The organism is Rossellomorea sp. GQ25, assembly GCF_059758515.1.
Genome location: NZ_JCAXEQ010000006.1, coordinates 118,122 through 143,682 on the forward strand (window position 1 = coordinate 118,122; position 25,561 = coordinate 143,682).

The following is a 25,561-nucleotide window of genomic DNA, read 5'->3' on the forward strand; positions in this document are numbered from 1 at the left end:
AGAACCCCAAATCAATATTTGGAGTCCTATCTACCTGTGTTATCCCTTCCCAATCCCATTCACAATCATCTGCACCGTCATGTCAATCTCCTTCTCATCATTCCAATCGGCTTCAGGAAGGAATAGGTACCGGACAAGTAGCAATCCGAAGATACTGGTGGCTGAAAATCGCACGACAGCGAGTGAAGGGAGGTCGATGATCTGTCCCTTTTCTTTGTAATGGTCGACGAGCTTCACGAATTTCTCGATCACTTTTTCTGCGATATGCTCTTTGAATTGTTCCTTCAGCTCAGGATGAAAAGGGATTTCCTGTATTAAAATCTTAAATGCGGTCATGTTCTCTTTCAAAAATTCCTGCCGATTCAAAATCATCGCTTTCAGGAAATCTTCATACCGATCATACTTCGCATCGAGCACTTTATTGAGATCCCGGATCACAAATGGAGCGATCAGCTTGGCCATCGTAGGGGATACAATCGAAAGAAGCAGGTCCTTCTTCGTTTTGTAATGCCGGAAGATGGTTCCTTCTGCGACGCCGGCTTTTTTGGCAATTTGGCTGGTAGAGGTGGAGGCGTAGCCTTTTTCAGCAAACATTTCGATGGCTGCTTCTACGATCTTCTGTTGCTTTTCAGTCAGTGTTTCTTCCCGATCTAATAGCTGTTTAAATATATTCTTTTCCTCAGTCATCCTTCAAACCCCTAACTTGTCGTTCATTACTTACCTATATTTTACGGTATTTTCTGAGGGCTGCAACATTGAGAACGATAAAGAGTATAGAAAATCCAATCAATACCGATAAGTTAAAGAACAAATCCTCAAATGCAAATCCTCGAATCATCACATCTCTTAAAGCATCCGCAGCATAATATAGAGGGGTGATTGGACCGATCCAGCTCAGCCATTCAGAAATCGTTTCTAAATTGAATAATCCTGAAAAGAATATCTGCGGTACAACCACAATCGGAATGAACTGCATCATCTGTAATTCATTCTTGGCAAAGGCCGATAGCAATATTCCAAGTGTTAGGGCCGTGAATGATAATGAAACAATGATGATTAATACATTGAAAAAGCTTCCTTCCATCATCATATCCAATACATAGATGGCATACCAGGAAATCAAGGATGCCTGAAGGAGAGTGACGATACCGAAACCAAGGACATAGCTGACGACCATTTCCCAAATCTTGATTGGGGAAGCAAGCAATCTCTCAAGTGTGCCCGTCGTTCTCTCTCTCAGGAAAGATACCCCGCTGATCAAAAAGACAAAGAAGAAGACGAAAAAGCCCAGAAGTACTGGTCCAAAGGAGTCAAACATCTCCATTTCCCCGCTTCCGTACACATACTCCATTTGATCTGATCGTTTTTGAGAGTTCGAGGGAAACAACGTTTGAATTTTTTTCATCACAGCCCCGTTGACAGTGGGGTCACTTCCTTCAATGACTATGGAAGGTGCAGTGGGTTCTTCAAATGAAATATAGCCATCCAGTTCACCATTTTTAATGTCCTTTAATGCTTTATCGGGACTCGTGTATGATTGAAAATCCTTCGTATCGAATTTCGCTTCCAGCTGCTGTGGCAGATTGACAATCGCTACCTTTGCCTCATAATCATCAGAGTTAAAAACAAGAGACAGCATACTGAGTATCAGTAATGGAGCTAGAAACATCAAGGCCAATGTTCGTTTGTCCCTGAGCAGCTGTTGAAGAATCCGAATGACAAATCCTCTAATCCTCAATGGAAACACCCCCATTTTTCAAAAATACATCTTCAATCGAAGTCACCCCATACGTTTCTTTAATGGCATCTGGTGTATCGCTTGAAATGATTTCTCCATGCTGCAGGAGGCCCAGCCGGTCACATCTTTCTGCTTCATCCATCACGTGGGTTGTAATGATAAGGGTTCTGCCTTCTTCCTTAAGACGGTGAAAGCTATCCCATATTTCTTTTCTTAAAACGGGATCGATCCCGACAGTCGGTTCATCTAAAAATAAGACTTCAGGGTCATGCAGAAGGGCAATGGCAAGGGATAGCCTTCTTTTCATTCCTCCTGAGTACTGATGGACAGGCTTATAGAGGTGATCAAGAAGATCTACGGTCGTCATCACTTTTTCAATTTGTTCTTTCCGGTGGTTTTTCTTCAATCCATAGAGAGAAGCCATGAAAGATAGATTCTCCTTCGCTGTCAGCTCATCGTAGAGGGCCTCGGATTGTGCCATATATCCGATAGCTGGATATAGCTCATTTGCTTTCAGCTTGCTTCCTTTGAAGGTGACACTCCCCGTTGACGACGTTTCGAGACCGATCATAAGCTTGATCAAAGTCGTCTTACCCGAGCCAGAGGGTCCTAATAATCCATAGATATCGCCTTTTTGGATGTTGAGAGAAACGTTTTTTAACACTTCTTGAGAGCCAAATGATTTGGACAGCCCGTTCAAGTGGATGATGGAATTCAAATGAATCACACCTTTCGGAAGTTAGTGAGTGATTACTCACTTTTAATATAAAGTATGCTGAGTGAATTGTAAAGTGAGTAATCACTCACTATTTAGTTATATCTATTCTATTCACAAAATGATCCCTTAGAAGAGCACAATAAAAAAAGAGCTTGAGCAAAGCCCAAACTCTTTTCAAAACCATTATTTTACTGTGTCATTTTCCCATTGGTAACTCCAGAATCGCTCAACAGTCACCCATTTTAATGCTTCAGGGTCATTTTGCTGAATGCCTATTTCTAAATCCTTGAGCATCCACGCTGTTTGGGAGATATGTGCCCTCATGGCATCAATTTTTTGATCTTTAACTGGTGTGATATCAACAAGGATATCCGGCTGTCCTAATGCTTCCTCACAATTCTTGGAGAAGGCAAGGCAATGAAGCTTCGGTCTTGATGCTTTCGGTAAACGTCGAACGGCACGAACGACGGCTCTTGCTGTTGCTTCATGATCCGGGTGAACAGAGTAGTCCGGATAGAAGGTGATGATGAGTGAAGGATTTAATTCTTCAATCAACTCAGTCACCATGTTGGACAGCTTTTCATCATTTTCAAATTCAAGGGTTTTATCCCGGTATCCCATCATGCGTAAATCCTGTATTCCCATCACATCGGCCGCTTTTTTTAATTCTTTTTTACGAATCAGTGGAAGCGACTCTCTAGTTGCGAAGGGTGGGTTTCCTAAGTTTCTACCCATTTCTCCTAATGTGAGGCAGGCGTAGGTGACTGGTGTTCCATTATTCACGTGAGTGGAAATGGTTCCTGACACCCCAAAGGCTTCATCATCCGGATGGGGAAAGATGACAAGTACTTGTCTTTCTTTTTCCATTTTGACCTCTCCTTTTAAATTGATTCAAGTGGTTTAGTTGAAAGGTGTCGGGCTGATTTCAAGGGCTACGGCCAGTTTTCCGTCGGCACCATGACCTGCAAGTAACAGGCGGCCCTGTTCATCGAATTCATAATGAGTCAGTCCTTCAGCATATACCCAGCCGATCTCAATTTTCAAGCCGACACGGTAAGGTCCGTCCCCAATGATCTTCCCGTGCTCATAGTTGACTTTAGCGTTGCGGATATAGGCTCCGGCTGAAAAGAAGCCCTCATTAAAGTGAGATGCATAGGCTCCGTTGGTGGTTTCTAAATGTATATAAACGTCCTGACGGGCAAGCTGGGTAATGATCCCTTGCACATCAGCAATCTTAATCGGTTCCATTCTTTTTCCTCCTTAAATACAGAAAAGACTCTTAACCATTATGTACTATCTTACTAAAATTCATGAGTGAATGCGAAAAGAATGATTTGGGGGAGGGACGTTCTTTTTGGCAGGTCCGTCCCTCAAAAAAAAGTGCCAGCCACGAAATCATTCAGTCGTGTCTGGCACCAGGCCCAATTATTTTTCAAAACGGTTATATGCCCCATGCATGACAGGTCCAACGTATTCGTTCAGTTTGAAGCCGTGTTTGATGGCTGCTGTAACGAAGGTTTTCGCGTTTTGTACAGCTTCTTTCACGTCTTGTTCATTTGCAAGGTTAGAAGTGATGGCTGCTGCGAATGTACAACCAGCTCCGTGGTTAAACGTCGTTTCTACTTTTTCCTCTTCCAGAAGAGTGAATTCATTTCCGTCATAGAATAGATCGAGAGCTTTGTCGTGTTGTAATTGCTTTCCGCCCTTGATGACAACGTTTTTAGCGCCAAGGTCGTGGATTTTCTTTGCCGCTTTCTTCATTTCCTCAATGGTTTTGATTGGCCCTGATTGAGCAAGTTGCCCTGCTTCGAATAGGTTAGGAGTTACAACGGTAGCGCGCTTGAGCAAATGCTCTCTCATGGCATCTGTTGTTTCAGGGTTTAATACTTCATCTTCCCCCTTACATACCATTACAGGGTCGATAACGACTTTATCTAAACCGAATGCATCCATTTTCTCTGCTGCAAGCTCAATGATTTCGACTGTACCGAGCATGCCTGTTTTCATTGCATCGATTCCGACTGAAAGAACCGTTTCCAGTTGTGCTTCTAATGTATCAATAGATAATGGATGAACCTGGTGGTGCCAATGGTTGTTCGGATCCATCGTAACAACAGTTGTAAGAGCCGTCATGCCATACACGCCATGCTCCTGGAATGTTTTAAGGTCGGCTTGGATTCCGGCTCCACCGCTTGTATCGGATCCAGCGATCGTAAGAGTTTTTTTCAATGTCATAGTTGCATTCCTCCTAAGAAAGTAGCTCGTTATAATTGTAAAAGTCTGACTAAAGAATATAATAACGGGCGGGTAAATACAAATTCTTTTGACTATGACTCTTTACAAAAAAAGACGCCGAGAATGATTTCCTCGACGTCTTTTGAGATTGAATGGATTGTTGGTAGATTTAGAATGGTTTCGCATCATTATTGGTTGCTTCTTTGGAAGCGACGATGACAAGTTTTCCTTTATCGAGTTCTTCTTCATAGACATCTGCTTCTGCCTGGTTCATCCCCACGGACTTCATTTTCGAACGTAATTCATCTCCGCGGCTGTTGAATAGATTACTCATAGACTCAATGATTCCTTGTTCTTTTATACCAGTGGATTCCGTATGGGTTGCCTCTGTGATGTGTTCAGAACGATGTTTGTCATGCGCGAACACATAGATTTCATCCTTAGAATAACCGTCACTTGTAAACATTTCAATTTCTCTTTTCGCTTCTACCACATTTTCAGCAGTTTGAACTTTATACATAATCATTACCTCCACTATCATTTTAATGTCTTGTTCCTTCTTTTCCCGGTTGTAGCAAATTCAAACTTTCCATAATATAGAAATGTTTTTGAGAGAATAATTGTTTCCAAGATTCTACATTATTTCCTATAATAGAAGAGAGGAAGGTGAAGTATTTGACAAATCAATACAAGAAAATACAAGAAATAGAAGCGATTTTAGCAGATTTGAAAGCGAGTGAAAGAGAAACAAGTGCCTTTTTGGCGTTTGAGAATAGAAGCAGTAGACGTTTTCCGGCTTGGAAACTAACAACATCCGTTCTGTCCTTTTGGAAAAATAGAGTGTTGTTGATTCTCCTTCTTTTCATCTTATTAGTAGGAGGAGTATCCATTGGGGTCTATTCGTGGTTATCCGGATCTACCTTTACAGAAGAGAAGGGGGCGTTTGTCGAACGGATTCAAGAGATGAGTTCCCTGGCGACGGCTCAGGGGTTTGTAAAGGCCGTGATCGAACAGGAGGATAATCAATTATTTGGGAAAGACATCAATACAGATCTTCCCGGGACAAAACGGAAGCTCTTGATGGTGGTCCCTGGAACCGTCCTGGCAGGGGTTGATTTACAAGGAATCGATGAAGACGATATAGTAGTTGATGAAGAGAAGAAAGAAATTCAATTAACCCTGCCACGTGCAGAGATTCTGCAAGACCCATCCATTGATACTGAGAACATTAAGACCTTTTCCGTAGAAGGAATATTCAGAAATGATGTGGACTGGAATGAAGGGTTTGCTCTCGCAGAAGTGGCAAAGGACCAAATCAGTCAGGAAGCGGTTGAACAGGGTTTGCTTAAAGCCGCGGAAAAAAATGCTGAGAAATCGTTGAAGGGTTTCTTTGAACAATTGGGCTACGACGTTACGATTCAATTTCAGGACTAGAAAGGATGTCGAACAGTGACGACGATTTTTCAAAACGATTGGGCAGACATTCTGGAAGATGAACTTCAGCTGGAGTCCTATCAGACCTTGAGAGAATGGCTTAAAGGAGAATATGAAACAAACACCACGTATCCTTCCATGCATGATATCTTTAATGCATTTCATTACACAGCATACGAAGATGTGAAGGTTGTATTGCTTGGACAAGATCCGTATCATGGACCGAATCAAGCAGAAGGTTTAAGCTTTTCTGTCAAAAAAGGAGTCAAGATACCCCCGTCGTTACGAAATATGTACAAAGAACTTCAGAGTGACATCGGATGTCCGATCCCTCCTCATGGTTCCCTGGTAAAATGGGCAGAACAAGGCGTCCTGTTGTTAAATACTGTCTTAACCGTACAAAATGGGAAGGCGCACTCCCACCGGGGAAAAGGGTGGGAACAATTCACGGATCATGTCATCTCGATCCTGAATGAACGAGAGAAACCGATGGTGTTTATTTTATGGGGGAAACCTGCTCAGTCGAAGCAGGCGCTCATCGATTCTTCCAAGCACTATATCGTGACGGCTCCTCATCCGAGTCCATTATCTGCACACCGGGGTTTCTTTGGAAGTAAACCATATTCAAAAACAAACGAGTTTCTGCGGGAACAAGGGATAAATGAGATTGACTGGTGTATCGATTAACCGGATGTTTCACGTGAAACAATGGATAGCCCCTCGTATATGGAGGGGTTTATTTTGTAGAAGGGGGACGCCTAATGAAAAATGAGAAGCGTATCAACTGCTTTCAATGTCAATATTTCTATACAACCTGGGAGCCGGCTCATCCCCGGGGTTGTAACGGTTACGGGTTCAAAACGAAAGCCATGCCTTCACTAGTGGTTTTCCAATCCTCAGGAAGTCCCTGTATGAAATTCAAGCCTAAACTGAAATGACGACAAGAAGATATTTGCGAAATCCTTCATTTAGAATTAGGATAGTGATGTAGGTTAAACAGAGGAAGTACATACTGTACTATATGTAAACGATAAATCATGTACGGGAATCGTCTGGAAGGAGTCATCAATTGTGAATATCCCTCATCAATCATTAATAAAGAAAATAGAACATGAACTCGGAAAAGCAAAATCAGCCGAAAAGTCACAGCAAATCCGTGAGCATGTGTATTCAATAAAGGCTCTATGTGAAGTTTTGTTGGAGGAAAACCATGGGGCAGCTACTGCAGCACCTTCGTTTCAATCTCAACAAACAATTCCATATTTTCAGGAGTCACAACCGAGTCAGAAGCCTGTTTCCATCCAGAAAGAAGAGCCTCTGGAAACGGATGACGGAGCGAATGGAAATTCATTATTCGACTTTTAATCACTAAGTGAACGAAAGAACAGGAGGGCCATCATGAAAACATTTATCATTATTGGAGCAATCAACGCCTTTTTATCAGTCGCTTTAGGAGCTTTCGGTGCCCACGCATTGGAAGGGAAAATCTCAAAGAAGTATATTGATATTTGGAATACCGGAGTTCTCTATCAGATGTTCCACGCCATCGGAATCATCATTGTAGGAGTCCTGATGGGAAATGTGACACCAACATCATTGCTTTCTTGGTCAGGCTGGCTGATGCTGATCGGAACGATTTTATTTTCGGGAAGCCTTTATGTACTGAGCCTATCCGGAATTAAGGTGCTTGGAGCAATCACACCTCTAGGCGGCGTCAGTTTCTTGGCAGCATGGGTGCTTCTGATTGTCTTTGCAGCGAAAACATTATAAAAAAATAAAATACCCTGACAGGGAACTATTCTCCTGTCAGGGTATTTTTTATCGTTGCGAATAACTTTGCATCGAGCCTCCAGCTCCATACGGATATTCATATTCAATTTCTTCATCAAATGTAATGTAGTCTAAATAAATCATTGGGATGAGGTACCTGGTCCCCGTTTGTGGATCACTCAGGATAAGATGATCCCGGCCCGCGGCTTCGATAATTCCTTTAAAAATCTTCGCATTCCATTCTGTATTGTTTTCAAACGTAGTGTACACAGTCGCTACTTTTCCTTTGTTCAAGCGCAGGATATTCTCGATATACGATTCTTCAATCGGTAGCATCCCTTGAATATTTTGAGAAGGTGCTGGAGCATTCGTCGGTGAAGGTACCTGAAAACCTCCACTACCTTGCTGTTGGGGATAATATTGTCCTTGACCCTGAACTTGCCCTCCACCGTAATACTGACCATATGGATTATACCCTTGCATATACGGGTTTGATTGTTGATTCGCCAAACCGAATACCTCCTTTTAATAAAGTTAAAATACTTTTGGACAATCTCCTTAAGTAGGCTGATAGAAACAGTGGGACTTGAATCGCCGCGAGTTTGCCTGGTTATACCATTGACCCGGACAGTCGCCTGCCGGCTTAAAGAACCAAAGGGAATACGACGCAGGATGATATCTGTCCCCTTTAATGGTCTTTCTGGCTAAATCGATCTCCTTTTGTCGGGCCCTTTGATAAAAATAACCTTTCTGGGTGGATTCGAATCCACCAGTCGAGCCAGGAGTTTACCTCCTTCTTGTTATAAGGAATAACTCCCATATTCCCACCTCACTTTAGGAGATGCTATATGTCTCACTATTTCATGTCTATGTAGGGGGAGAAAAATATATTCGTTCGTTTTTTAATGAGGAAGACGAACTTTTTTTCATAAAAAAAACGACAAGCCACCAAGAGCTTGTCGTTCATCATGTATTTAGTTTACGTGAAGGAATTTCGCAATTGCTTCTTCTTTTAATAGATTTCCTACATAGAAGGTACCGAATTCGCCGTAGCGTGCACTTACTTCATCAAAACGCATTTCGTATACAAGCTTTTTGAATTGAAGGACATCGTCAGCAAATAGGGTCACACCCCACTCGTAATCATCAAAACCAACAGAACCTGTAATGATCTGTTTGACTTTTCCTGCGTATTGGCGGCCGATCATTCCATGACTTCTCATCATGTCGCGACGCTCCTCCATAGGCAGCATGTACCAGTTATCATTTCCCTGGCGACGCTTGTCCATTGGATAGAAGCAGATATGATTCGCTTTCGGAAGGGTCGGGTAGATGCGCTCTTGTACATATGGGTTCTCATAGGGATCGCCTTCTGAAGGCATGTAGTTGCCAAGTTCCACTACAGAAACATAAGAGAATGTCGGAATCGTGAATTCAGCAATCTTCAGCTTGTTGAATTCATTTTCCAGCTCATTTAATTCTTCCATCGTAGGACGAAGGATCATCAGCATGAAGTCTGCTTTTTGACCAACGATCGTGTAAAGAGCATGACTTCCTTCTTTCGCATCCTGCGTGCTGTTTAACTTATCTAAGAAACGGTGGAATTCAGAAATCGCTGAGGATCTTTCTTCACTCGGAAGCATCTTCCAGGACGTCCAATCCATCGCGCGAAAATCATGCAGGGAATACCAACCATCTAACGTTTGTGCCGGTTCTGCCAACGTAATCACTCCTTAAAGTACTTTTTCCAACTTTACTATATCATAGTTTTGCCTTAGAGTAAGAATACAAAACCCAATGTCGTTAAAATGGCACAAATGGTGGATAGGCAAGGGGTATCTGGAACACACTATCTTCGTAGATTATTACATAGACTTAGGGATGTAGAGGAAAGGGTAATAGGAATTATTAGAAAACAAAGACTTTTTCTGTGAAACCGGTATCATTTCTCCTTTTCCTTGAATTCCTATATGAGAAGAGTATTCTAAGATTGGATATGTATAAATCAAGGAGGTCCCTCTATTGAGCAACTTATTTACAACACTAACAGATAAAGTAAAAGGCAAAGAGTTAAAAATCGTTTTCCCTGAAGGTACAGACGAACGGATTCTAACAGCAGCCTCCCGTTTAGCAAGCGGCGGCATCTTGACGCCGATCGTAGTCGGAAACGTGGATGAAGTCAATGCCAAGGCGGATCAGCTGGGTGTGAGGCTCGACGGTTGTGACGTTGTAGACCCGGCATCATTTTCTGGAATGGACGAGCTTGTGAAGGCATTCGTAGAACGTCGTAAAGGAAAAGCATCAGAAGAAGATGCGAAAAGAATCCTATTAGACGGAAACTATTTCGGAACGATGCTTGTATACACGGGAAAAGCTCACGGTCTTGTAAGTGGAGCTGCTCACTCAACAGCTGATACGGTTCGCCCGGCTCTTCAAATCATCAAAACAAAAGAAGGCGTCCGCAAAACTTCTGGTGTCTTCATCATGGTACGTGAAGACGAGAAGTATGTGTTCGCTGACTGTGCGATCAATATTTCACCTGACAGCCAGGATCTTGCTGAAATCGCGGTTGAAAGTGCAAAAACAGCTGAAATGTTTGACATCGATCCACGTGTGGCAATGCTAAGCTTCTCTACAAAAGGTTCGGCTAAATCACCGGAAACAGAAAAAGTGGTTGAAGCCGTTTCGGTCGCAAAAGAAAAAGCACCGGAACTGACTGTCGACGGTGAATTCCAATTCGATGCTGCCTTTGTTCCATCTGTAGCAGAGAAAAAGGCACCGGGTGCAGACATCCAAGGTAATGCGAACGTATTCGTATTTCCTAGCCTGGAAGCAGGAAACATCGGATACAAAATCGCCCAACGCCTAGGAAACTTCGAAGCAGTAGGTCCGATCCTTCAAGGACTGAATGCTCCTGTGAACGATCTTTCACGTGGCTGTAACGAAGAAGATGTGTACAAGCTGGCGTTGATTACGGCTGCTCAGGCGCTGTGATTTTATAGATGTTGTGAAAGAAGCCGGATCCTTTAGAGGGTTCGGCTTTTTTTCGTATGTATGTGCCTCCTTTGGTGCCTGGACCAGGAGAGAATCACGTTTGCCTGCTAAATATCACTCGTTTTTTAACAATCAAATAAATGGGGATATTCAACCATATTTTTTAACAGGCAATCAACCTCCAACGAAAATAGGAACTCTTGGATTGTCCACCCCCTTTTTTAGCAACCCCGCCATAATATGATATAATGAGCTCGCATGTTGTGAGTGAAGGAGAAGCGTTATGGATAAGGAAAAAGCATATGCACTGCTTCGTCAAGACAGATGGAGAGTGATTGATCAATCAAGCTTGGGACCGATGTTCGGGGCACTGCAGTCGTTTGCCATGGACGATACGTTGTGCACGGCAATTGGAGCAGCTCAGTCTGACCCGACGGCACGCTCATGGGTCCACCATCAAACGGTCGTACTCGGCATTCAGGATACAAAGCTGCCGTTTCTTTCTGATGCGTTAGAGGTGTTGGAAGGGGAAGGCTATCAATATATTGTGAGAAACTCTGGCGGATTAGCGGTTGTGTTGGATGAAGGAGTATTGAATCTTTCATTGGTTTTCCCCGATTCTGAAAAAGGAATCGATATTAACCGTGGCTACGATGCTATGTGGTTGCTTGTTGAAGATATGTTCAGGGACTTTGATGTGAAGATCGAGGCAAAGGAGATCACGCAGTCCTACTGTCCTGGAAGTTATGATTTGAGTATCAATGATCAGAAGTTTGCGGGTATTTCTCAGCGCAGAATCCGAAATGGAGTAGCCGTACAGGTGTACCTTTGTGTAAACGGAAGCGGATCCGAGCGAGCGAAGCTGATTCAGCGTTTTTATGAGGTCGGATTGAAGGATGAACCGACGAAGTTTACATTTCCGACCATCGATCCGGATGTGATGGCATCATTATCGGAGTTGCTGGGAGTGGAGTTATCGATTCAAGATGTGATGCTCAGGTTCCTTCAGTCCTTAAAAGGATTCAGCGGTGAATTTTATAGCAGTGCCCTTCAAGGAGAAGAGTACACGATGTACGAGACCTATTATCAGAGGGTAGTCGATCGGAATGAGAAGGTATTAGGGTAGGTTATAGGGGAAAGCTGGACTTCGACTGGTTTGGGGTCTGGCTTTTTTAGTTGGTGGGGGTGTGCGATTTGTTTGGGTGATAATGGTAAAAGATGCATAAAAATCTAAATCGACGCCATTGCGTCACCTCTCTACCACTTTCAAAACATCAATTCCTATTGCTAGAGCATATTTTTATTCCGAGAGACTTATTTTCATCTAAAAAGGTCTTAAAGTAACTGTATTTTGCATTCATTTAGTTTTGTAGAGCAGGTTTGTTCAAGTGTTCACAAGCTTTCCATACTTATAACCTCTACACCACCTATCCCCCACCGACTTACTGTCACAACTCAACCAAAAAACCAGCACACCCACAGGTGCACTGGTTGGGAAACGCATTATTCAGCCACTTTTTCTAAGTTTCCGTTACGATCCATTTTGAAACGTGGTGCTTTGGCATCGTCTTCATCGAATAGGACAAGCTTTCTGGCACGGTTCATGATTTGCATAAGTGTCTCGTAGTCTTCCTGCATCGTGACGGAATTGTTTTCAAGAGCTTTGACTTTCTTTTCAAGCTCGCTGTTTTCTTTTCTGATTTCAGCGATTTCATGCTTTAATCTCTGATTCTCAATTTTTACATAGTCGGAATTCATGTTGGTTTGAGCCAGGTTTTGCAGGAAGGCAATGACTTTCTCGAGTGTCACTTCACCTTTTAATCCTGAAGGCTTTACCACATGGTTAGCGGCAGGCGCTTGCTGCGGGACGTAGACTTGTTCCTCGCTTGTTTCCATTTCGAATTTCGGGGCTTCTTCGGATTCTTTCCCCAGCTGTTCCGTTTCGGGCACGTAGTTCGCGTATTGCGCGAATTCCATTTCTTCTTCGGCTTCAGACATTGATAGAGACATAGCATCTAAATCTTCGAATGAAGGTGTAGGTGGCTGATATAAAAGCTTTTTCTTGCCTCCCTGGTCTTTGCCTAGGATACGGTGGCGCTGTTTGCGTTGTTTTTTTGCTAGTTGAAGAGCTTTCTCATATTGGTGACGCACCACTGCGTTCCAGCGGAATCCACATGCGGCAGATGTGCGGTTCAGTTTGTCTCCCACTTCTTCAAAGGCATTTAATTGTGTGCTACCTTCCCGTACATGACGTAAGACCGTTTCTGCTAATAATAGATCATCCTCTTCCGTCCAGGCATCCTGTCTTGTTTTCATCATCATTTCATCTCAACTCCCATAGTTTTCTTAAATGATTCGTTGGTTAAAGGATGGACATTTTTATTGGTTTTTATACGAATATGTTAAATTTATTTTTTGTCTGCTAGTTTCGTTGTATAAGTGGGGATTCCCACAAGCTGGAAACAATGTTCTCTTGCAAAACATGGCAGAAAACTGTATTCTATAAAGCGATGTTTACGACGAATAGAATTCATTTCAATAGATAGAAAGGGTTGTTGACAGATGGCAAACGAATTTCGTGTTTGCGATGATTGTCAGGCCGTTAACTTAAAAACCTTAATCCCCAAATTAAAAGAAATAGACCCGGATGCACCAATTGATATTGCGTGTCAATCCTATTGTGGTCCAGGACGCAAGAAGACATTCGCTTTTGTGAATAATCGTCCTGTAGCGGCGTTGACTGAAGAAGAACTCATGGAAAAAGTAATCAAGAAAATAAAGAAATAAAGGAAAACTTCCAGTGAGGGAGTTTTTTCTTTTCTGCTGAATAAAAAAATATAGGTTTGGCTCTTCTTGGAAAAGGAAACTAGTTAGAAGGTAGAGAATAAGTAGGGAAAGCATAGATTATTGTCAAGCGTACCCAAAAGCTGAAATTTTTTTGGAGTAAATGGAACGCTTGGCGCGAATCATACAGAAGCCAAACACCTATTTTTTTCGACAAAATTCGAGATGAATACCAGGATGAAAGTCGCTATAATAGAAATATGCTAGTTTAGGAAGAGGGTAGAAGATGGAGTATGCCAAGCAGAAATTACATGAAGAAAAAGTATTTAAAGACCCTGTTCATCGGTATGTTCATGTAAGGGATCGCGTGATTTGGGATTTGATTGGAACGAAAGAGTTTCAACGACTTCGCAGAATTCGACAGCTGGGAACCACTTACTTGACCTTTCATGGGGCCGAGCATAGCCGGTTCAATCATTCACTTGGCGTGTATGAGATCATCCGCCGAATCGTGGACGATGTCTTCGCAGGCAGACCGGAGTGGAATCAGGATGAGCGATTATTGTCTCTTTGCGCAGCGCTATTACACGATTTGGGGCATGGACCTTTTTCCCACTCTTTTGAAAAAGTGTTTCACCTGGATCACGAGCACTTCACTCAAGCCATCATCTTAGGGGATACAGAGGTGAATGATGTTCTAACGAAAGTGGGACCTGATTTTCCGAAGCATGTAGCGGAAGTGATAGCGAAGACGTATAAGAACAAGCTGGTTGTCAGTCTGATTTCAAGTCAGATTGATGCGGACCGAATGGATTATTTGCAGCGTGATGCTTATTTTACCGGAGTCAGCTACGGTCATTTCGATATGGAGCGAATTCTTCGTGTGATGAGACCCCGTGAAGACCAAGTAGTGATCAAACAGAGCGGAATGCATGCAGTGGAAGATTATATTATGAGCCGCTATCAGATGTATTGGCAGGTATATTTTCATCCGGTTACCCGGAGTGCTGAAGTGATTTTAACGAAAATTCTACATAGGGCGAAGGAGCTTCATGAAGAGTATTATTCTTTTAAGCAAAGCCCGATCCATTTTTACTCCCTGTTTGAAGGAGAGGTTTCACTTGAGGATTATTTGAAGCTGGATGAAGCGGTCATTATGTACTATTTTCAAATTTGGCAGGAAGAAGAGGATCCGATTTTACGGGACTTATGTGAGCGGTTCATGAACCGTAATTTATTTAAGTACGTGGAATTTGATCCGGCGAAGGAATATAAGAAGCATAGTGAGCTTGAAACCCTCTTTAAAAAAGCGGGGATCGACCCTGATTATTATTTAGTGGTGGACTCATCTTCAGACCTTCCATACGATTTCTACAGACCGGGTGAGGAAGAGGAACGTCTTCCGATTCATCTGTTAATGAGGAATGATGAACTGCGCGAGTTATCGAGGCAGTCGGATATCGTCGATTCTATTTCCGGAAAACGTCGAACCGATCATAAACTTTACTATCCAGTGGATTTACTATATGACGAATCAACGAAGAAAAATATTAAGAGACAAATACGTACGATTCTAGAATTAACATAAATGGCGCGACACAATGAGGATCTACAAACGCAATACTAGGAGTAGGAGTTGACGTACATTGTTGAAAGATCATGCAAAACTAATGAGTGCCTTCTTAGCCTCGGGTGAAGTGGTGGGAAGAAAAAAGCTTCAGAAGATGATCTTCATCGCGAAGAAGCTTGAATTCCCGTTTCAGGAAAAATTTCAGTTCCATTTTTATGGACCGTATTCAGAAGAGCTTACCCTAAGGGTTGAAGAGCTCTGCAATATGGGATTCATCTCCGAGGTGAAGGAGAAAAAGGGTGGATATTATCAATACCGGTACACCGTCACCAAAGAAGGGGAAGACTTCCTGCAGATTTATGAGAAAGAGATGCCTTGCTTACAGGATTGCCTGACGGATATGAACGTTCAATCAGCACGCTTTCTTGAACTTGTTTCAACAGTCTTATATTTTGATAACCTTCCTAAAGAAGAAGTCGTGGAGAAAGTATTCACACTTAAGAGCAAGCAGAAATATACAACAGAAGAAATTGACGAAGCCTTCGCATACATCGAAGGATTAAAAATGAAAAAAATCGTCCAATAATGGGCGTTTTAATATGAATGGTGGGGATCACACGAAATGGGTGATCCCCTTTTAAATGAACTAAAAATCGTCACTGATGAGAGTAACGATTTTCATGGCTTATTTAGGTGTTTGATCCATTTTTTTAATGATTTGATCAAGTTTTTCTTCGATCTGTTTGTCATGCTTCCGCTGCTGGATCCTTCTATTTCGAAAACGTTTCGCAACCATGAAAGCGACCACCACAATGGCTAACAGGAAAGCCATCATGAACAATTGGAACATCACATCGCCAATATTAATGTCCATTTCTCTCCATCCTTTCCACGCGTGTATGGTATATAGTATTCTTCGAAGTGGGAATTTACCCTTTTTTTGCGTTTAAGTACGCTTCAAAGCCGAATGTGATGATAAGTCCGGTAAAGAAAATGAAGGTGAGGAAAAGAGGTCCTTGCCTCCTATCAATGATGAAATGCAGTCAATGAAGAGTAAAACCAGGTATGTATAGAATCCCAAGACGATGCTTTTGTTCTGAGTTGGTCTGTTCTTTATCTGACATGGATTTGAAGAATTTCATATGATCGCTCCTTCGTATAGAATACGATTTGAGCCTGCCTGTAGACAAATCGGTCTGTTGGCAGGCTTATTATCCTTAATTCTTATTGATCACTGAGTCTCTTACCACCGATTGCATAGTGACCTTTCGTCATTTCTTCAATGAAGACAACGATTTTTTCTTCAGGTGCTCCGGTTGTTTCGCTTACGGCTTCGGTTACTCTTTCGACTAGGGCGCGTTTTTGTTCTTCTGAACGGCCTTCGAGCATTTTCACTGTGATATAAGGCATTATGATTCGCTCCTTGCTTTTTGTTTTGGTACAATCTGTGGTAGGCTTGTTCATTCTGCCTCCATTATAAATGTAATGGGTAGGGGATGTTAGAGCAAGTTTGTTATGGTTTGAAACAGGAATTGTTCTATAGAGTGGTCATGAAGGCAGGAATTTTTCTGTATACTATTGAATAAGAAAGTAAAACATTTTTTTAAAGGAGTACATACTTTGGATACATTTAGCACTCTTTTTGAGTCCATTTCCGTCTTTCGGCTGGAAGAGCTTCCGTTTGTGGTGATTGCCTTAGTCATGGCCTTTACGGTTCATGAGTTTGCCCATGCGTTTGTGGCATACAAATTCGGGGATACGACAGCGAAGGATCAAGGAAGACTCACATTAAATCCGATTCAACATCTGGATCCTCTTGGAACCATTTTAATCTTAATTGCGGGGTTTGGCTGGGCGCGACCTGTGCCGGTCATGAGATCCAGATTTAAAAATCCCCGTTTGGCAGGGGTATTAGTTTCAGTGGCAGGTCCATTGAGTAATTTCTTACTTGCATTTATTGCATTTGGATTTTTTTATTTTTTTGTAGGTGTAACAGGTGGAGTCGGGGTTCCACCCTTTGTCATCGATCTCCTGCAGATGATTGTGTATCTGAATGTGTTGTTATTTGTGTTTAATCTGCTGCCGTTCCCCCCGCTGGATGGGTACCGGATCATAGAGGACCTGTCCCCGAATCATATCAGGGCAAAACTGACTCAGTATGAGCAGTATGGAGTCGTATTATTTCTGATCATCGTGATTACACCCCTTGATGAATATACGATTTGGCCACTGTTACAAGGTGGAATGACAGCGACAAACCAGGCTTTCAGTGCCATTTTTACAACTGTTTTTTCAGTTTTTAGCTAGGAATGTCGACGAGAAGGAGTGAAGATACATGGAAAAGAAAAAGAACATTGGATTTAATATCATCAAAAGTGATCCTACTGATGGCCACGGTGGCTATGGTGTAGGCTCTTTAAGTCTTGATAATGTTTCCCCAGTGATGATTGATGTCGAAGAAGGGGAAGCGACAATTGAAATCGGAGCGATGCATGCCAGGAGCCCGATCGAAAAAGGGATTAAATTCACGAATAACCGTGAGGACTCAGCAGGCGGAAAGCCTTACTGGTTGATCTGGGTGACCATCGACCGTATGGAAAATGGACCGTACTATGCAGGCGTAACCGCTTGTGAGCTGGTCGTGAACCGTGAGAAGCGAAGAGGATATAAGTCCATGCCGGAGCATGTGAATAATATGGATAAATCGATTAAACGTAAAATTGTCCTCGATCAACTGGACGACAAGTCTAAAGGGATTCTCACGGACTTCCTGAAGAAACATGATGAGGGTATGTGGGAACGCTCAAAAGACGAATTAAAGGAAGCGTTAAAAGTTTAAAAACATAGAAAAAACTTCTTTTGTGAACAAACTATGACATTTTTTTGAATATGTCGTTCACATCTTGCCCTTATGCTTGAAAAAAAGTACACTTAAATCACAGTTTGCACATAAACTAGGACATGAAAAACCACGGGTTCGCACAAACCCGTGGTTTTTCGTTTTTTTATAGAAATTTAACGTGATTTGGGAGCTTGAATTGGATTTGTTGCGGCACTTTTGGGTTTGTTGCGGCACTTTCGAATAAACTTGTGCCACTTTTGAACTTTGTTGCGCCAAATTGTGAACACCGACTTTTCTGACTGACCCAGCCGCCTCCGCTTTTCGAGATGTCCAGCTGCAGGGCTTAGAGGCTCGAGGTCATAAGTCAAACCTGCCAAAAAGGCAAAATCCGCCTTTCCAGCAGGTTCGTCTTATGCTTGTCGCCTCTGGGCAAAGCCCTTCCGCTTTTCTATTTGTCCAGCTCCGGCGGCTAGAGGCTCGAGGTCATAAGTTAAACCTACCAAAAAGGCAAAGGGTGCCTTTCCGGTAGGTTTACCTTATGCTTGTCGCCTCTGACCAGCCGCCTCCGCTTTTCTGCTAAAAAATCCAATCCTTCACTTTTTCATACCATGGCTTTTCTTCTTTTTTTGCTGGCGCCTTTTCTTTTGGTACTTCATTTTCACCCAGGTGGTCATGGCAGTATTCAGTTGGTTCGGTTCCTTTTACAAAGTACGTGAAGCGCTGCACGGGACAGTCTTCTGTGGCCAGTTTCCCATTATGGGGGTTCACGGCTACGCCGACGACGCCTTTCGTCGGTTTGAAGTTTTTGACGGGTTCATCCTTCAGCGCTTCCTCCATGAAATTCACCCAGAGTTTCTTGGCTAAATATTTATCGTCGACCAGGGAGATTTCTTTTTCTTTGTCATATCCTGTCCACACCCCTGCTGTGAGCTGAGGTGAGTAGCCAATCATCCAGTTATCTGTGTTGGTGGTACCTGATTTTCCGGCATAGGGACGAGTGGCGTCTTTCCGGATCTGAATTCCCGTTACGGTTGAGTAATCATTGAGCTTTGGATCAAATATACCACTCAGCATATGGGTCATGACATACGCCTGATCAGGGTCCAAAACTTGTTCTTTTTCGGATTTGTTTTCATAAATGACATTACCGGACCAGTCTTCCACACGGGTAATGAATACCGGTTTCACCTTATAGCCTCCGTTGGCAAAAATATTGTAGGCGTTGACCATGTCGATGACTCTTGCCCCTGATGTACCGAGTGCAGAGGATGGATACTTTTTCACCTTTGTCGTTAATCCGAATGTGTCTTGTGCTGTTTTCGTTAAGGTATCCTGCCCAATGAAAAGGTGGGTTTTCACTGCGTATACGTTATCGGAAAGAGCAATGGCCTGAGCGAGGGTGATGTCATCCCCTGCATATTTGTTGTTGTAGTTATGAGGTGTGTATTTCGCTTTGTCATCATCAAATGTGAATGATGTTAACTCACTTTTCATCGTCGTTGACGGGGTGAAGCCTTGCTCCAGGGCAGAATAGTACAGGAGCGGCTTAATCGTGGATCCCGGCTGACGAATGGCCTGAACCGCACGATTAAACGGGCTTTCCTTATAGCTTCTTCCTCCGACAAGCGCTGTTACATGACCGTTCTTTGGGTTCATCGATACAAAGCCCAGTTGAATATCAGACTCATCAGGGATTTGTTCCTTCATGACTTTTTCTGCGACTTTTTGATGGTCGGGATGAAGGGTTGTGTATACCTTTAGTCCACCCATCTCAATGGTTCGCTCTTCGATGCCTAAGTCAGAGCGCAGAATGCTTTTCACAACGTCTTGAAAATAAGGAGCCGTTTCTGCCTTATGGTGTGCATGCTCGCCTGTAATGGTAAGGGGAGCTACCTTTGAAACTGCCTGTTGTTCTTTTGTAATGTAGCCGTCCTCGGTCATGGACTGAAGGATAAGCTCCTGGCGCTTCTTGGCATTCTCCATATTGGCGACGGGTGAATAGTAAGTCGGTGCTTTCGGAATTCCGGCAATCATAGAAGCTTCTGCAACGGTCAATTGGTTGGCATCCTTACCAAAATAGTAAAGACTTGCTGCCTGGACCCCGTAGGCTCCGTGGCCATAATAAATGGTATTTAAATAGCCTTCCAGAATTTCTTTCTTCGAATAGTTCATCTCGATACGAATCGTATACAAGGCTTCTGAAATCTTTCTTTTCCATGTCTTGTCATGGGATAAAAATAGATTACGAGCATACTGCTGGGAAATGGTACTGGCCCCTTGCACCTTGGCCATGGCTTTCAAGTCGGCAACTGCTGCTCCCGCCATACGTTTAATATCGAAACCATAGTGCTGATAGAAGCTTTTGTCTTCAATGGAGATGGTGGCTTCGATGAGCGCAGGGGAGATTTCTTTCAGGCTAACCCAATAACGTTTCTCTCCTGTATTCGTTTCCCCTATAACCGAATCGTCCTCACCGTAGAGCAAAGTGGATTGAGGCACGGCAAGAGGAGGGGGTCCCTGGATTTTAGCGTATGTTAAAATTCCGATCAGCCCAACAAGAATGAGGACCGTAACCAATAAACATGCAACGACTGCCACTCTGGCATATTTTTTTGTTTTCTCCATTCGAGCCATCAGTTCCATACCTCTCCCCACTTTCTCCTCCCGAGGTCCGCATGTTTGAGAGACGGACCTTAGTTTGTATTGGACAATAGTAAACATCCTATATTATGTTTAGCGTATAGTATCAGTATGAAAAGTTTTACGAGTTTTTAAACGTCAAAGGGTTAGAAAAAATTTCACTTGAAATTTTGCTAGATTCCACTATACTTTTTCTCATGTTTGTATTTATCATGATAGGGAAGGATAACAATGACGTCTGTTGCGGACGTTTTTATAAATAGGAGCAAAGCCCGTCATTACAGGCTTTAGCATAACTGAGTGATCTATTTTGTCCTGAAATGAACGTGTGAAAACTCAAACTAGTGGTATATGATTTTTAGAGCTGGGAACGGAAGTTGTGGAAAAATCGATAAAAATTAAGGCTCTTCTAAAAGATTGTTGTTTTTGAAATAGCTTCTTTAAGTGCCAATGGTAGACATGAAGTTGATTCTCGCTGCAGGTGCTCGACTCCTGCGGGAATAGCCGCCGTAGCAGGTGGAGACCCCGCAGGAGCGCAACGACTAGGAGGCTCACCGCCCGCCCGCGGAAAGCGAGCATCCTGGAGCGGAAATCAACCACTACTCTCTTATCAACAAAGTTTTATGAAAACAGCTAAAAATAAAAACAAGAAGGGAAGTTGAAACAATGAGTGGACTTTGGTACACAGAGAAACAAACAGAAAACTTCGGAATTACGATGAAAATCAAGAAAACTTTACATACAGAGCAAACGGATTTTCAATATCTTGAAATGGCAGAGACAGAAGAGTGGGGTAACATGCTGTTCCTTGATGGAATGGTGATGACAAGTCAAAAAGATGAATTCGTATATCACGAAATGGTGGCCCACGTTCCTTTATTCACACACCCTAATCCTGAGAAGGTATTGGTTGTCGGTGGCGGAGATGGTGGTGTCATCCGTGAAGTGTTAAAGCATCCAAGCGTGAAAAAAGCGGTTCTTGTTGAAATCGACGGTAAAGTGATCGAGTACTCTAAGAAGTATCTTCCGGAGATTGCTGGAGAACTGGAAAACGAGCGCGTTGACGTACAAGTGGACGATGGCTTCATGCATATCGCGAAAAGTGAAAATGAATATGACGTGATCATGGTCGACTCAACTGAGCCGGTCGGGCCAGCTGTAAACCTATTCACAAAAGGTTTCTATGCAGGAATCTCCAAAGCCTTGAAAGAAGACGGAATTTTTGTCGCACAGTGTGATAACCCTTGGTTCAAAGCAGATCTAATTCGCCAGGTACAAAGCGATGTAAAGGAAATCTTCCCGATCACCCGTCTGTACACAGCGAATATCCCGACATATCCAAGCGGATTATGGGCATTCACAATCGGTTCGAAAAAACACGATCCAATCGAAGTGCCAGAAGACCGTTTCCATGATATCGAAACAAAATACTACACACCAGAATTGCACAAAGCAGCATTCGCCCTGCCTAAATTCGTTAAAGACCTCACGAAATAAGGTGATTTTGAGGGACGGACCTCAAAATTCAATGAAAATAGTTCAAATTCAATAGGGACGGACCTCAGGAGGTGCTATGCACCTCCTAGAGGTCCGTCCCTCTAAAAAGAGAGGTTGAAGATTATGCGTTTTGATGAGGCTTATTCAGGTAATGTGTTTATTAAGAGTCACCCTTCGTATGAGGATAGCCAGGTCGTTCTTTACGGTATGCCTATGGATTGGACGGTAAGTTACCGTCCCGGTTCCCGTTTTGGCCCGGCTCGTATTCGTGAAGTTTCGATCGGTTTGGAAGAGTACAGTGCCTATTTAGACCGCGAGCTTGAAGAAGTGAAATTCTTTGATGCCGGGGATATTCCATTGCCATTCGGTAACCCGCAGCGAAGCATTGATATGATTGAAGATTATATCGATGGTCTTCTTGGAGACGGAAAAATCCCATTTGGAATGGGTGGAGAGCACTTGGTCTCATGGCCAGTCATGAAAGCAGTCGCTAAGAAATACCCGGACCTTGCGATCATTCATATGGATGCTCACACAGATCTTCGTGAAGAGTATGAAGGAGAGACATTATCTCATTCCACTCCAATCCGCAAAATCGCTGAGCATATCGGACCAGAGAATGTCTATTCATTCGGAATCCGTTCCGGGATGAAAGAAGAATTCCAATGGGCGAAAGAAAACGGCATGCACATTTCAAAATTTGAAGTGCTGGAGCCGTTGAAGGAAATTCTTCCTCAGCTTGCAGGACGTCCTGTATATGTAACGATTGATATTGACGTGCTGGACCCTGCCCACGCTCCTGGTACAGGAACCGTGGATTGCGGCGGGATTACGTCTAAAGAATTACTGGCATCGATCCATGCGATTGCTCACTCTGACGTAAATGTAGTAGGTGCAGACCTTGTAGAAGTTGCTCCAATCTATGATCCATCAGAGCAAACAGCCAATACAGCAAGTAAGCTGATTCGCGAAATGCTTCTAGGATGGGTAAAATAAACAACAAAGCCACTTCTGTTTACTAGAAGTGGCTTTTCTTTTACCATAAATCCGCTTACATCAACTCCCAATAATGAAAACTCATCGTGTTCCATTGCATTTTCCCACAATACTTCTTATACTTAATTAGTTAGAAGGAAGGGACGTCTAAAAGAGGGACGGACCTAACACTTGATCGGACCCTAAAATAGAAAAGGATGTGAGTGGTTTGACGGCAAAAACAGATTACACCCCTGTCAAAGTTCACTTGAAAACCAAAATCACAATAGGAGAGGAAAGTGACTCTTTTGAACTGGTATCATTTGGTCGATACTATGAAAAAGGAGATGCCGTTTTCCTGAAGTACGATGAGGTGCAAGAGGAAGGAACCACCCACACGATTGTTAAAGTCTCGGATCAACAAGCTCTCATTCTCAGAAGCGGTGCAGTGAAAATGAGAATGGCCTTTAACGAACGGGAAGAACAAAATGGTTCTTATGAAAGCCAGATGGGTACTCTCTTACTTACAACCAAAACAAAGAAACTTTCACATACACAAAGTGACTCCAAACTTGAAGGGGATTTCAACCTTTCTTACGAGTTAAAGATGCAAGACAGACCAGTAGGGGATTATGTTATGTCCATTCACTATAAGGAGGAAGCATAGGCGCATGAATATTGTCGAAAAAGTACAAGAAAACCTAAAATCCGAAATCAAAGCAGCGGTTCTGAAAGCAAACTTGGCAACAGAGGATCAGATTCCTGATGTAATCTTAGAAATCCCGAAAGAAAAGTCCCATGGTGACTACTCTACCAATATGGCGATGCAGCTTGCACGCGTGGCGAAAAAAGCGCCGCGCATGATTGCAGAGGGCATTATGGCGAACTTCGACCAGTCCAAGGCATCAATTGAAAAAATGGAGATCGCAGGACCTGGATTCATTAACTTCTACATGAACAATGAATACCTGACCGATTTGGTCCCATTGATTCTTGATCAAGACCAGGAATATGGTCAATCAAACGCGGGGAATGGCGAGAGAGTGAACGTGGAGTTTGTATCAGCCAACCCAACAGGTGACCTTCACCTTGGTCATGCCCGTGGAGCGGCTGTAGGTGATTCCCTATGTAACGTTCTTGAAAAAGCCGGCTATAAAGTAACGCGTGAATACTACATCAATGATGCAGGAAACCAAATCCATAACCTGGCTATTTCAGTGGAGGCCCGTTATTTCCAAGCTCTTGGAGAAGACAAAGCGATGCCTGAAGATGGATATCATGGCGCGGACATCATTGGAATCGGGAAGAAACTAGCGGAAGAATTCGGTTCGAAATATGCTGAAGTAAGTGACGAAGAGCGCTACAAGTTCTTCCGTGAGTACGGATTGAAGATCGAAATGGCGAAGCTGCAAAAGGACCTGGAAATGTTCCGTGTGCCATTCAACGTGTGGTACTCTGAAACATCCCTATACGAAAATGGTAAAATTGATGCTGCGTTAAAAACATTAAAAGACAATGGTCACGTTTATGAAGAAGACGGCGCGACCTGGTTCCGTTCCACTGAACTTGGGGATGACAAAGACCGTGTTCTCATCAAGAATGATGGAACTTACACGTACTTGACTCCAGATATTTCTTATCACCAGGATAAATTCGAACGTGGACACGATGTGCTGATCAATATTTGGGGTGCTGACCACCACGGATACATACCTCGTATGAAAGCGGCGATTGAAGCACTTGGTTTTGAGCGTGAGAAATTAGAAGTAGAAGTAATTCAACTGGTTCACCTTTATAAAAATGGTGAGAAGATGAAGATGAGTAAGCGTACAGGTAAAGCAGTCACTTTACGTGAGCTTGTAGAAGAAGTCGGCCTGGATGCAGTCCGTTATTTCTTTGCTATGAGAAGTGCTGATACGCATATGGACTTTGACTTAGACCTGGCTGTGTCTCAGTCGAACGAAAACCCTGTGTATTACGCTCAATATGCCCATGCGCGTATTTGCAGTATTCTTCGTCAAGCAGAGGAGCAGGGTCTCGCTTCAGAAGATTTGATCGACCTAAAGCTGATCGGAACGGAAAAAGAAGTGGATTTACTGAAAAAATTAGGTGAATTCCCACAAATGGTTGCCGATGCTGCGGAGAAACGTACACCTCACCGTGTCGCGAACTACATTAACGACCTGGCATCAGCTTTCCACAGCTTCTACAATGCCAATAAGGTTCTTGATGAAGAAAACCGTGAACTCACAACAGCTCGTCTGGCTCTTGTAAAAGTGGTTCGAGTAACATTACAAAACGCTCTTGCATTAATCGGAGTTGCCGCTCCAGAAAAAATGTAATGACGATAGATGAAGAAGGTCC

The 25,561-nt window shown here is 43.0% G+C and carries 29 protein-coding genes and 1 pseudogene; 16 read left to right on the forward strand and 14 right to left on the reverse strand.

Going from position 1 to position 25,561, the window contains the following annotated elements; all coding sequences use genetic code 11:
* Window positions 1-39: 39 nt before the first annotated feature.
* From AC6CIB_RS18365 to AC6CIB_RS18395, 7 genes are all read right to left on the reverse strand, one after another.
* Window positions 40-687: a TetR/AcrR family transcriptional regulator gene (locus tag AC6CIB_RS18365; RefSeq protein ID WP_498283104.1), complete on the reverse strand. Its 648-nt coding sequence runs from the start codon at window positions 685-687 to the stop codon at window positions 40-42.
* 34 nt (window positions 688-721) lie between these two features.
* Entirely contained in the window at window positions 722-1,738 is a 1,017-nt protein-coding gene (locus AC6CIB_RS18370) for an ABC transporter permease (protein ID WP_498283106.1), read from the reverse strand.
* Window positions 1,728-2,456, reverse strand: coding sequence for an ABC transporter ATP-binding protein (locus AC6CIB_RS18375; protein WP_498283108.1), 729 nt, complete (start codon window positions 2,454-2,456; stop codon window positions 1,728-1,730). Before AC6CIB_RS18375 ends, AC6CIB_RS18370 begins: the two co-directional genes overlap by 11 nt.
* Before the next feature lie 183 nt (window positions 2,457-2,639).
* The gene (bshB2, locus tag AC6CIB_RS18380) at window positions 2,640-3,323 is read right to left on the reverse strand and encodes a bacillithiol biosynthesis deacetylase BshB2 (protein WP_498283110.1); all 684 of its coding nucleotides are present in this window, start codon (window positions 3,321-3,323) and stop codon (window positions 2,640-2,642) included.
* A gap of 33 nt (window positions 3,324-3,356) precedes the next feature.
* Window positions 3,357-3,704: a YojF family protein gene (locus AC6CIB_RS18385; RefSeq protein ID WP_498283112.1), complete on the reverse strand. Its 348-nt coding sequence runs from the start codon at window positions 3,702-3,704 to the stop codon at window positions 3,357-3,359.
* Window positions 3,705-3,881: 177 nt separating this feature from the next.
* Window positions 3,882-4,691, reverse strand: a complete 810-nt coding sequence (gene pdxK / locus AC6CIB_RS18390; protein ID WP_498283114.1) for a pyridoxine/pyridoxal/pyridoxamine kinase — start codon at window positions 4,689-4,691, stop codon at window positions 3,882-3,884.
* A 169-nt stretch (window positions 4,692-4,860) separates the two neighbouring features.
* Entirely contained in the window at window positions 4,861-5,211 is a 351-nt protein-coding gene (locus AC6CIB_RS18395; RefSeq protein WP_498283116.1) for a YflT domain-containing protein, read from the reverse strand.
* A 146-nt stretch (window positions 5,212-5,357) separates the two neighbouring features.
* Here AC6CIB_RS18395 and AC6CIB_RS18400 point away from each other — a divergent pair, with 146 nt between their 5' ends.
* The 5 genes from AC6CIB_RS18400 (at window position 5,358) to AC6CIB_RS18420 (ending at window position 7,895) form a co-directional block, all read left to right on the forward strand.
* Window positions 5,358-6,125, forward strand: coding sequence for a DUF4230 domain-containing protein (locus AC6CIB_RS18400; RefSeq protein WP_498283118.1), 768 nt, complete (start codon window positions 5,358-5,360; stop codon window positions 6,123-6,125).
* Between the two features lie 15 nt (window positions 6,126-6,140).
* Window positions 6,141-6,812, forward strand: coding sequence for a uracil-DNA glycosylase (locus AC6CIB_RS18405; RefSeq protein ID WP_498283120.1), 672 nt, complete (start codon window positions 6,141-6,143; stop codon window positions 6,810-6,812).
* Window positions 6,813-6,886: 74 nt separating this feature from the next.
* On the forward strand, window positions 6,887-7,063 hold the full coding sequence (locus AC6CIB_RS18410; protein WP_498283122.1) for a uracil-DNA glycosylase: 177 nt from the start codon (window positions 6,887-6,889) through the stop codon (window positions 7,061-7,063).
* A 133-nt stretch (window positions 7,064-7,196) separates the two neighbouring features.
* Entirely contained in the window at window positions 7,197-7,490 is a 294-nt protein-coding gene (locus tag AC6CIB_RS18415) for a YwdI family protein (RefSeq protein WP_498283124.1), read from the forward strand.
* 33 nt (window positions 7,491-7,523) lie between these two features.
* Window positions 7,524-7,895, forward strand: coding sequence for a DUF423 domain-containing protein (locus AC6CIB_RS18420; protein WP_324745968.1), 372 nt, complete (start codon window positions 7,524-7,526; stop codon window positions 7,893-7,895).
* A 48-nt stretch (window positions 7,896-7,943) separates the two neighbouring features.
* Here the strand turns inward: AC6CIB_RS18420 and gerQ are convergent, their stop codons facing one another.
* The 3 genes and pseudogenes from gerQ to hemQ form a co-directional block, all read right to left on the reverse strand.
* Window positions 7,944-8,378, reverse strand: a complete 435-nt coding sequence (gene gerQ, locus AC6CIB_RS18425; protein ID WP_498283497.1) for a spore coat protein GerQ — start codon at window positions 8,376-8,378, stop codon at window positions 7,944-7,946.
* Window positions 8,379-8,453: 75 nt separating this feature from the next.
* Window positions 8,454-8,666: pseudogene (locus AC6CIB_RS18430) on the reverse strand (cell wall hydrolase); the annotation flags it as partial.
* Between the two features lie 203 nt (window positions 8,667-8,869).
* Complete coding sequence (gene hemQ / locus AC6CIB_RS18435; protein ID WP_498283126.1) at window positions 8,870-9,616, reverse strand: hydrogen peroxide-dependent heme synthase; 747 nt, start codon at window positions 9,614-9,616, stop codon at window positions 8,870-8,872.
* A gap of 301 nt (window positions 9,617-9,917) precedes the next feature.
* Between hemQ and pta the strand changes: the two genes are divergently transcribed.
* Complete coding sequence (gene pta, locus AC6CIB_RS18440) at window positions 9,918-10,889, forward strand: phosphate acetyltransferase (RefSeq protein WP_498283128.1); 972 nt, start codon at window positions 9,918-9,920, stop codon at window positions 10,887-10,889.
* Window positions 10,890-11,172: 283 nt separating this feature from the next.
* Entirely contained in the window at window positions 11,173-12,015 is an 843-nt protein-coding gene (gene lipL, locus AC6CIB_RS18445) for an octanoyl-[GcvH]:protein N-octanoyltransferase (RefSeq protein ID WP_498283130.1), read from the forward strand.
* 377 nt (window positions 12,016-12,392) lie between these two features.
* Here lipL and AC6CIB_RS18450 read toward each other — a convergent pair whose 3' ends face one another.
* Window positions 12,393-13,205 carry an RsfA family transcriptional regulator gene (locus AC6CIB_RS18450; protein WP_498283499.1) on the reverse strand — a complete coding sequence of 271 codons (813 nt, stop codon included), beginning with the start codon at window positions 13,203-13,205 and terminating at the stop codon, window positions 12,393-12,395.
* Window positions 13,206-13,451: 246 nt separating this feature from the next.
* On the opposite strand from AC6CIB_RS18450, the gene AC6CIB_RS18455 reads away from it, so the two are divergent.
* The 3 genes from AC6CIB_RS18455 (at window position 13,452) to AC6CIB_RS18465 (ending at window position 15,829) form a co-directional block, all read left to right on the forward strand.
* Entirely contained in the window at window positions 13,452-13,676 is a 225-nt protein-coding gene (locus AC6CIB_RS18455; protein WP_034765044.1) for a YuzB family protein, read from the forward strand.
* 283 nt (window positions 13,677-13,959) lie between these two features.
* Window positions 13,960-15,261: an HD domain-containing protein gene (locus AC6CIB_RS18460; RefSeq protein ID WP_498283132.1), complete on the forward strand. Its 1,302-nt coding sequence runs from the start codon at window positions 13,960-13,962 to the stop codon at window positions 15,259-15,261.
* 58 nt (window positions 15,262-15,319) lie between these two features.
* On the forward strand, window positions 15,320-15,829 hold the full coding sequence (locus tag AC6CIB_RS18465) for a YwgA family protein (RefSeq protein WP_498283134.1): 510 nt from the start codon (window positions 15,320-15,322) through the stop codon (window positions 15,827-15,829).
* Between the two features lie 99 nt (window positions 15,830-15,928).
* On the opposite strand, the gene AC6CIB_RS18470 is transcribed toward AC6CIB_RS18465, so the two are convergent.
* The gene (locus AC6CIB_RS18470) at window positions 15,929-16,117 is read right to left on the reverse strand and encodes a DUF4083 family protein (RefSeq protein ID WP_498283136.1); all 189 of its coding nucleotides are present in this window, start codon (window positions 16,115-16,117) and stop codon (window positions 15,929-15,931) included.
* Between the two features lie 350 nt (window positions 16,118-16,467).
* Window positions 16,468-16,653 (reverse strand): 2-hydroxymuconate tautomerase, encoded by a 186-nt coding sequence (gene thmT, locus AC6CIB_RS18475; protein ID WP_498283138.1) that lies wholly within the window; start codon window positions 16,651-16,653, stop codon window positions 16,468-16,470.
* Window positions 16,654-16,944: 291 nt separating this feature from the next.
* Here thmT and AC6CIB_RS18480 point away from each other — a divergent pair, with 291 nt between their 5' ends.
* Both AC6CIB_RS18480 and AC6CIB_RS18485 read left to right on the forward strand, forming a co-directional pair.
* Window positions 16,945-17,550, forward strand: coding sequence for a site-2 protease family protein (locus AC6CIB_RS18480; RefSeq protein WP_149154984.1), 606 nt, complete (start codon window positions 16,945-16,947; stop codon window positions 17,548-17,550).
* A gap of 28 nt (window positions 17,551-17,578) precedes the next feature.
* On the forward strand, window positions 17,579-18,082 hold the full coding sequence (locus tag AC6CIB_RS18485; RefSeq protein ID WP_498283140.1) for a YwhD family protein: 504 nt from the start codon (window positions 17,579-17,581) through the stop codon (window positions 18,080-18,082).
* Between the two features lie 579 nt (window positions 18,083-18,661).
* Here the strand turns inward: AC6CIB_RS18485 and AC6CIB_RS18490 are convergent.
* Entirely contained in the window at window positions 18,662-20,728 is a 2,067-nt protein-coding gene (locus AC6CIB_RS18490; RefSeq protein ID WP_498283501.1) for a transglycosylase domain-containing protein, read from the reverse strand.
* A gap of 663 nt (window positions 20,729-21,391) precedes the next feature.
* On the opposite strand from AC6CIB_RS18490, the gene speE reads away from it, so the two are divergent.
* From speE to argS, 4 genes are all read left to right on the forward strand, one after another.
* Window positions 21,392-22,222 (forward strand): spermidine synthase, encoded by an 831-nt coding sequence (gene speE, locus AC6CIB_RS18495; protein WP_148996313.1) that lies wholly within the window; start codon window positions 21,392-21,394, stop codon window positions 22,220-22,222.
* Window positions 22,223-22,345: 123 nt separating this feature from the next.
* Complete coding sequence (speB, locus tag AC6CIB_RS18500; RefSeq protein ID WP_498283142.1) at window positions 22,346-23,218, forward strand: agmatinase; 873 nt, start codon at window positions 22,346-22,348, stop codon at window positions 23,216-23,218.
* 208 nt (window positions 23,219-23,426) lie between these two features.
* Window positions 23,427-23,864, forward strand: a complete 438-nt coding sequence (locus AC6CIB_RS18505) for a YwiB family protein (RefSeq protein WP_498283144.1) — start codon at window positions 23,427-23,429, stop codon at window positions 23,862-23,864.
* Between the two features lie 4 nt (window positions 23,865-23,868).
* Window positions 23,869-25,539, forward strand: coding sequence for an arginine--tRNA ligase (gene argS / locus AC6CIB_RS18510; RefSeq protein ID WP_498283146.1), 1,671 nt, complete (start codon window positions 23,869-23,871; stop codon window positions 25,537-25,539).
* Window positions 25,540-25,561: the final 22 nt, after the last annotated feature.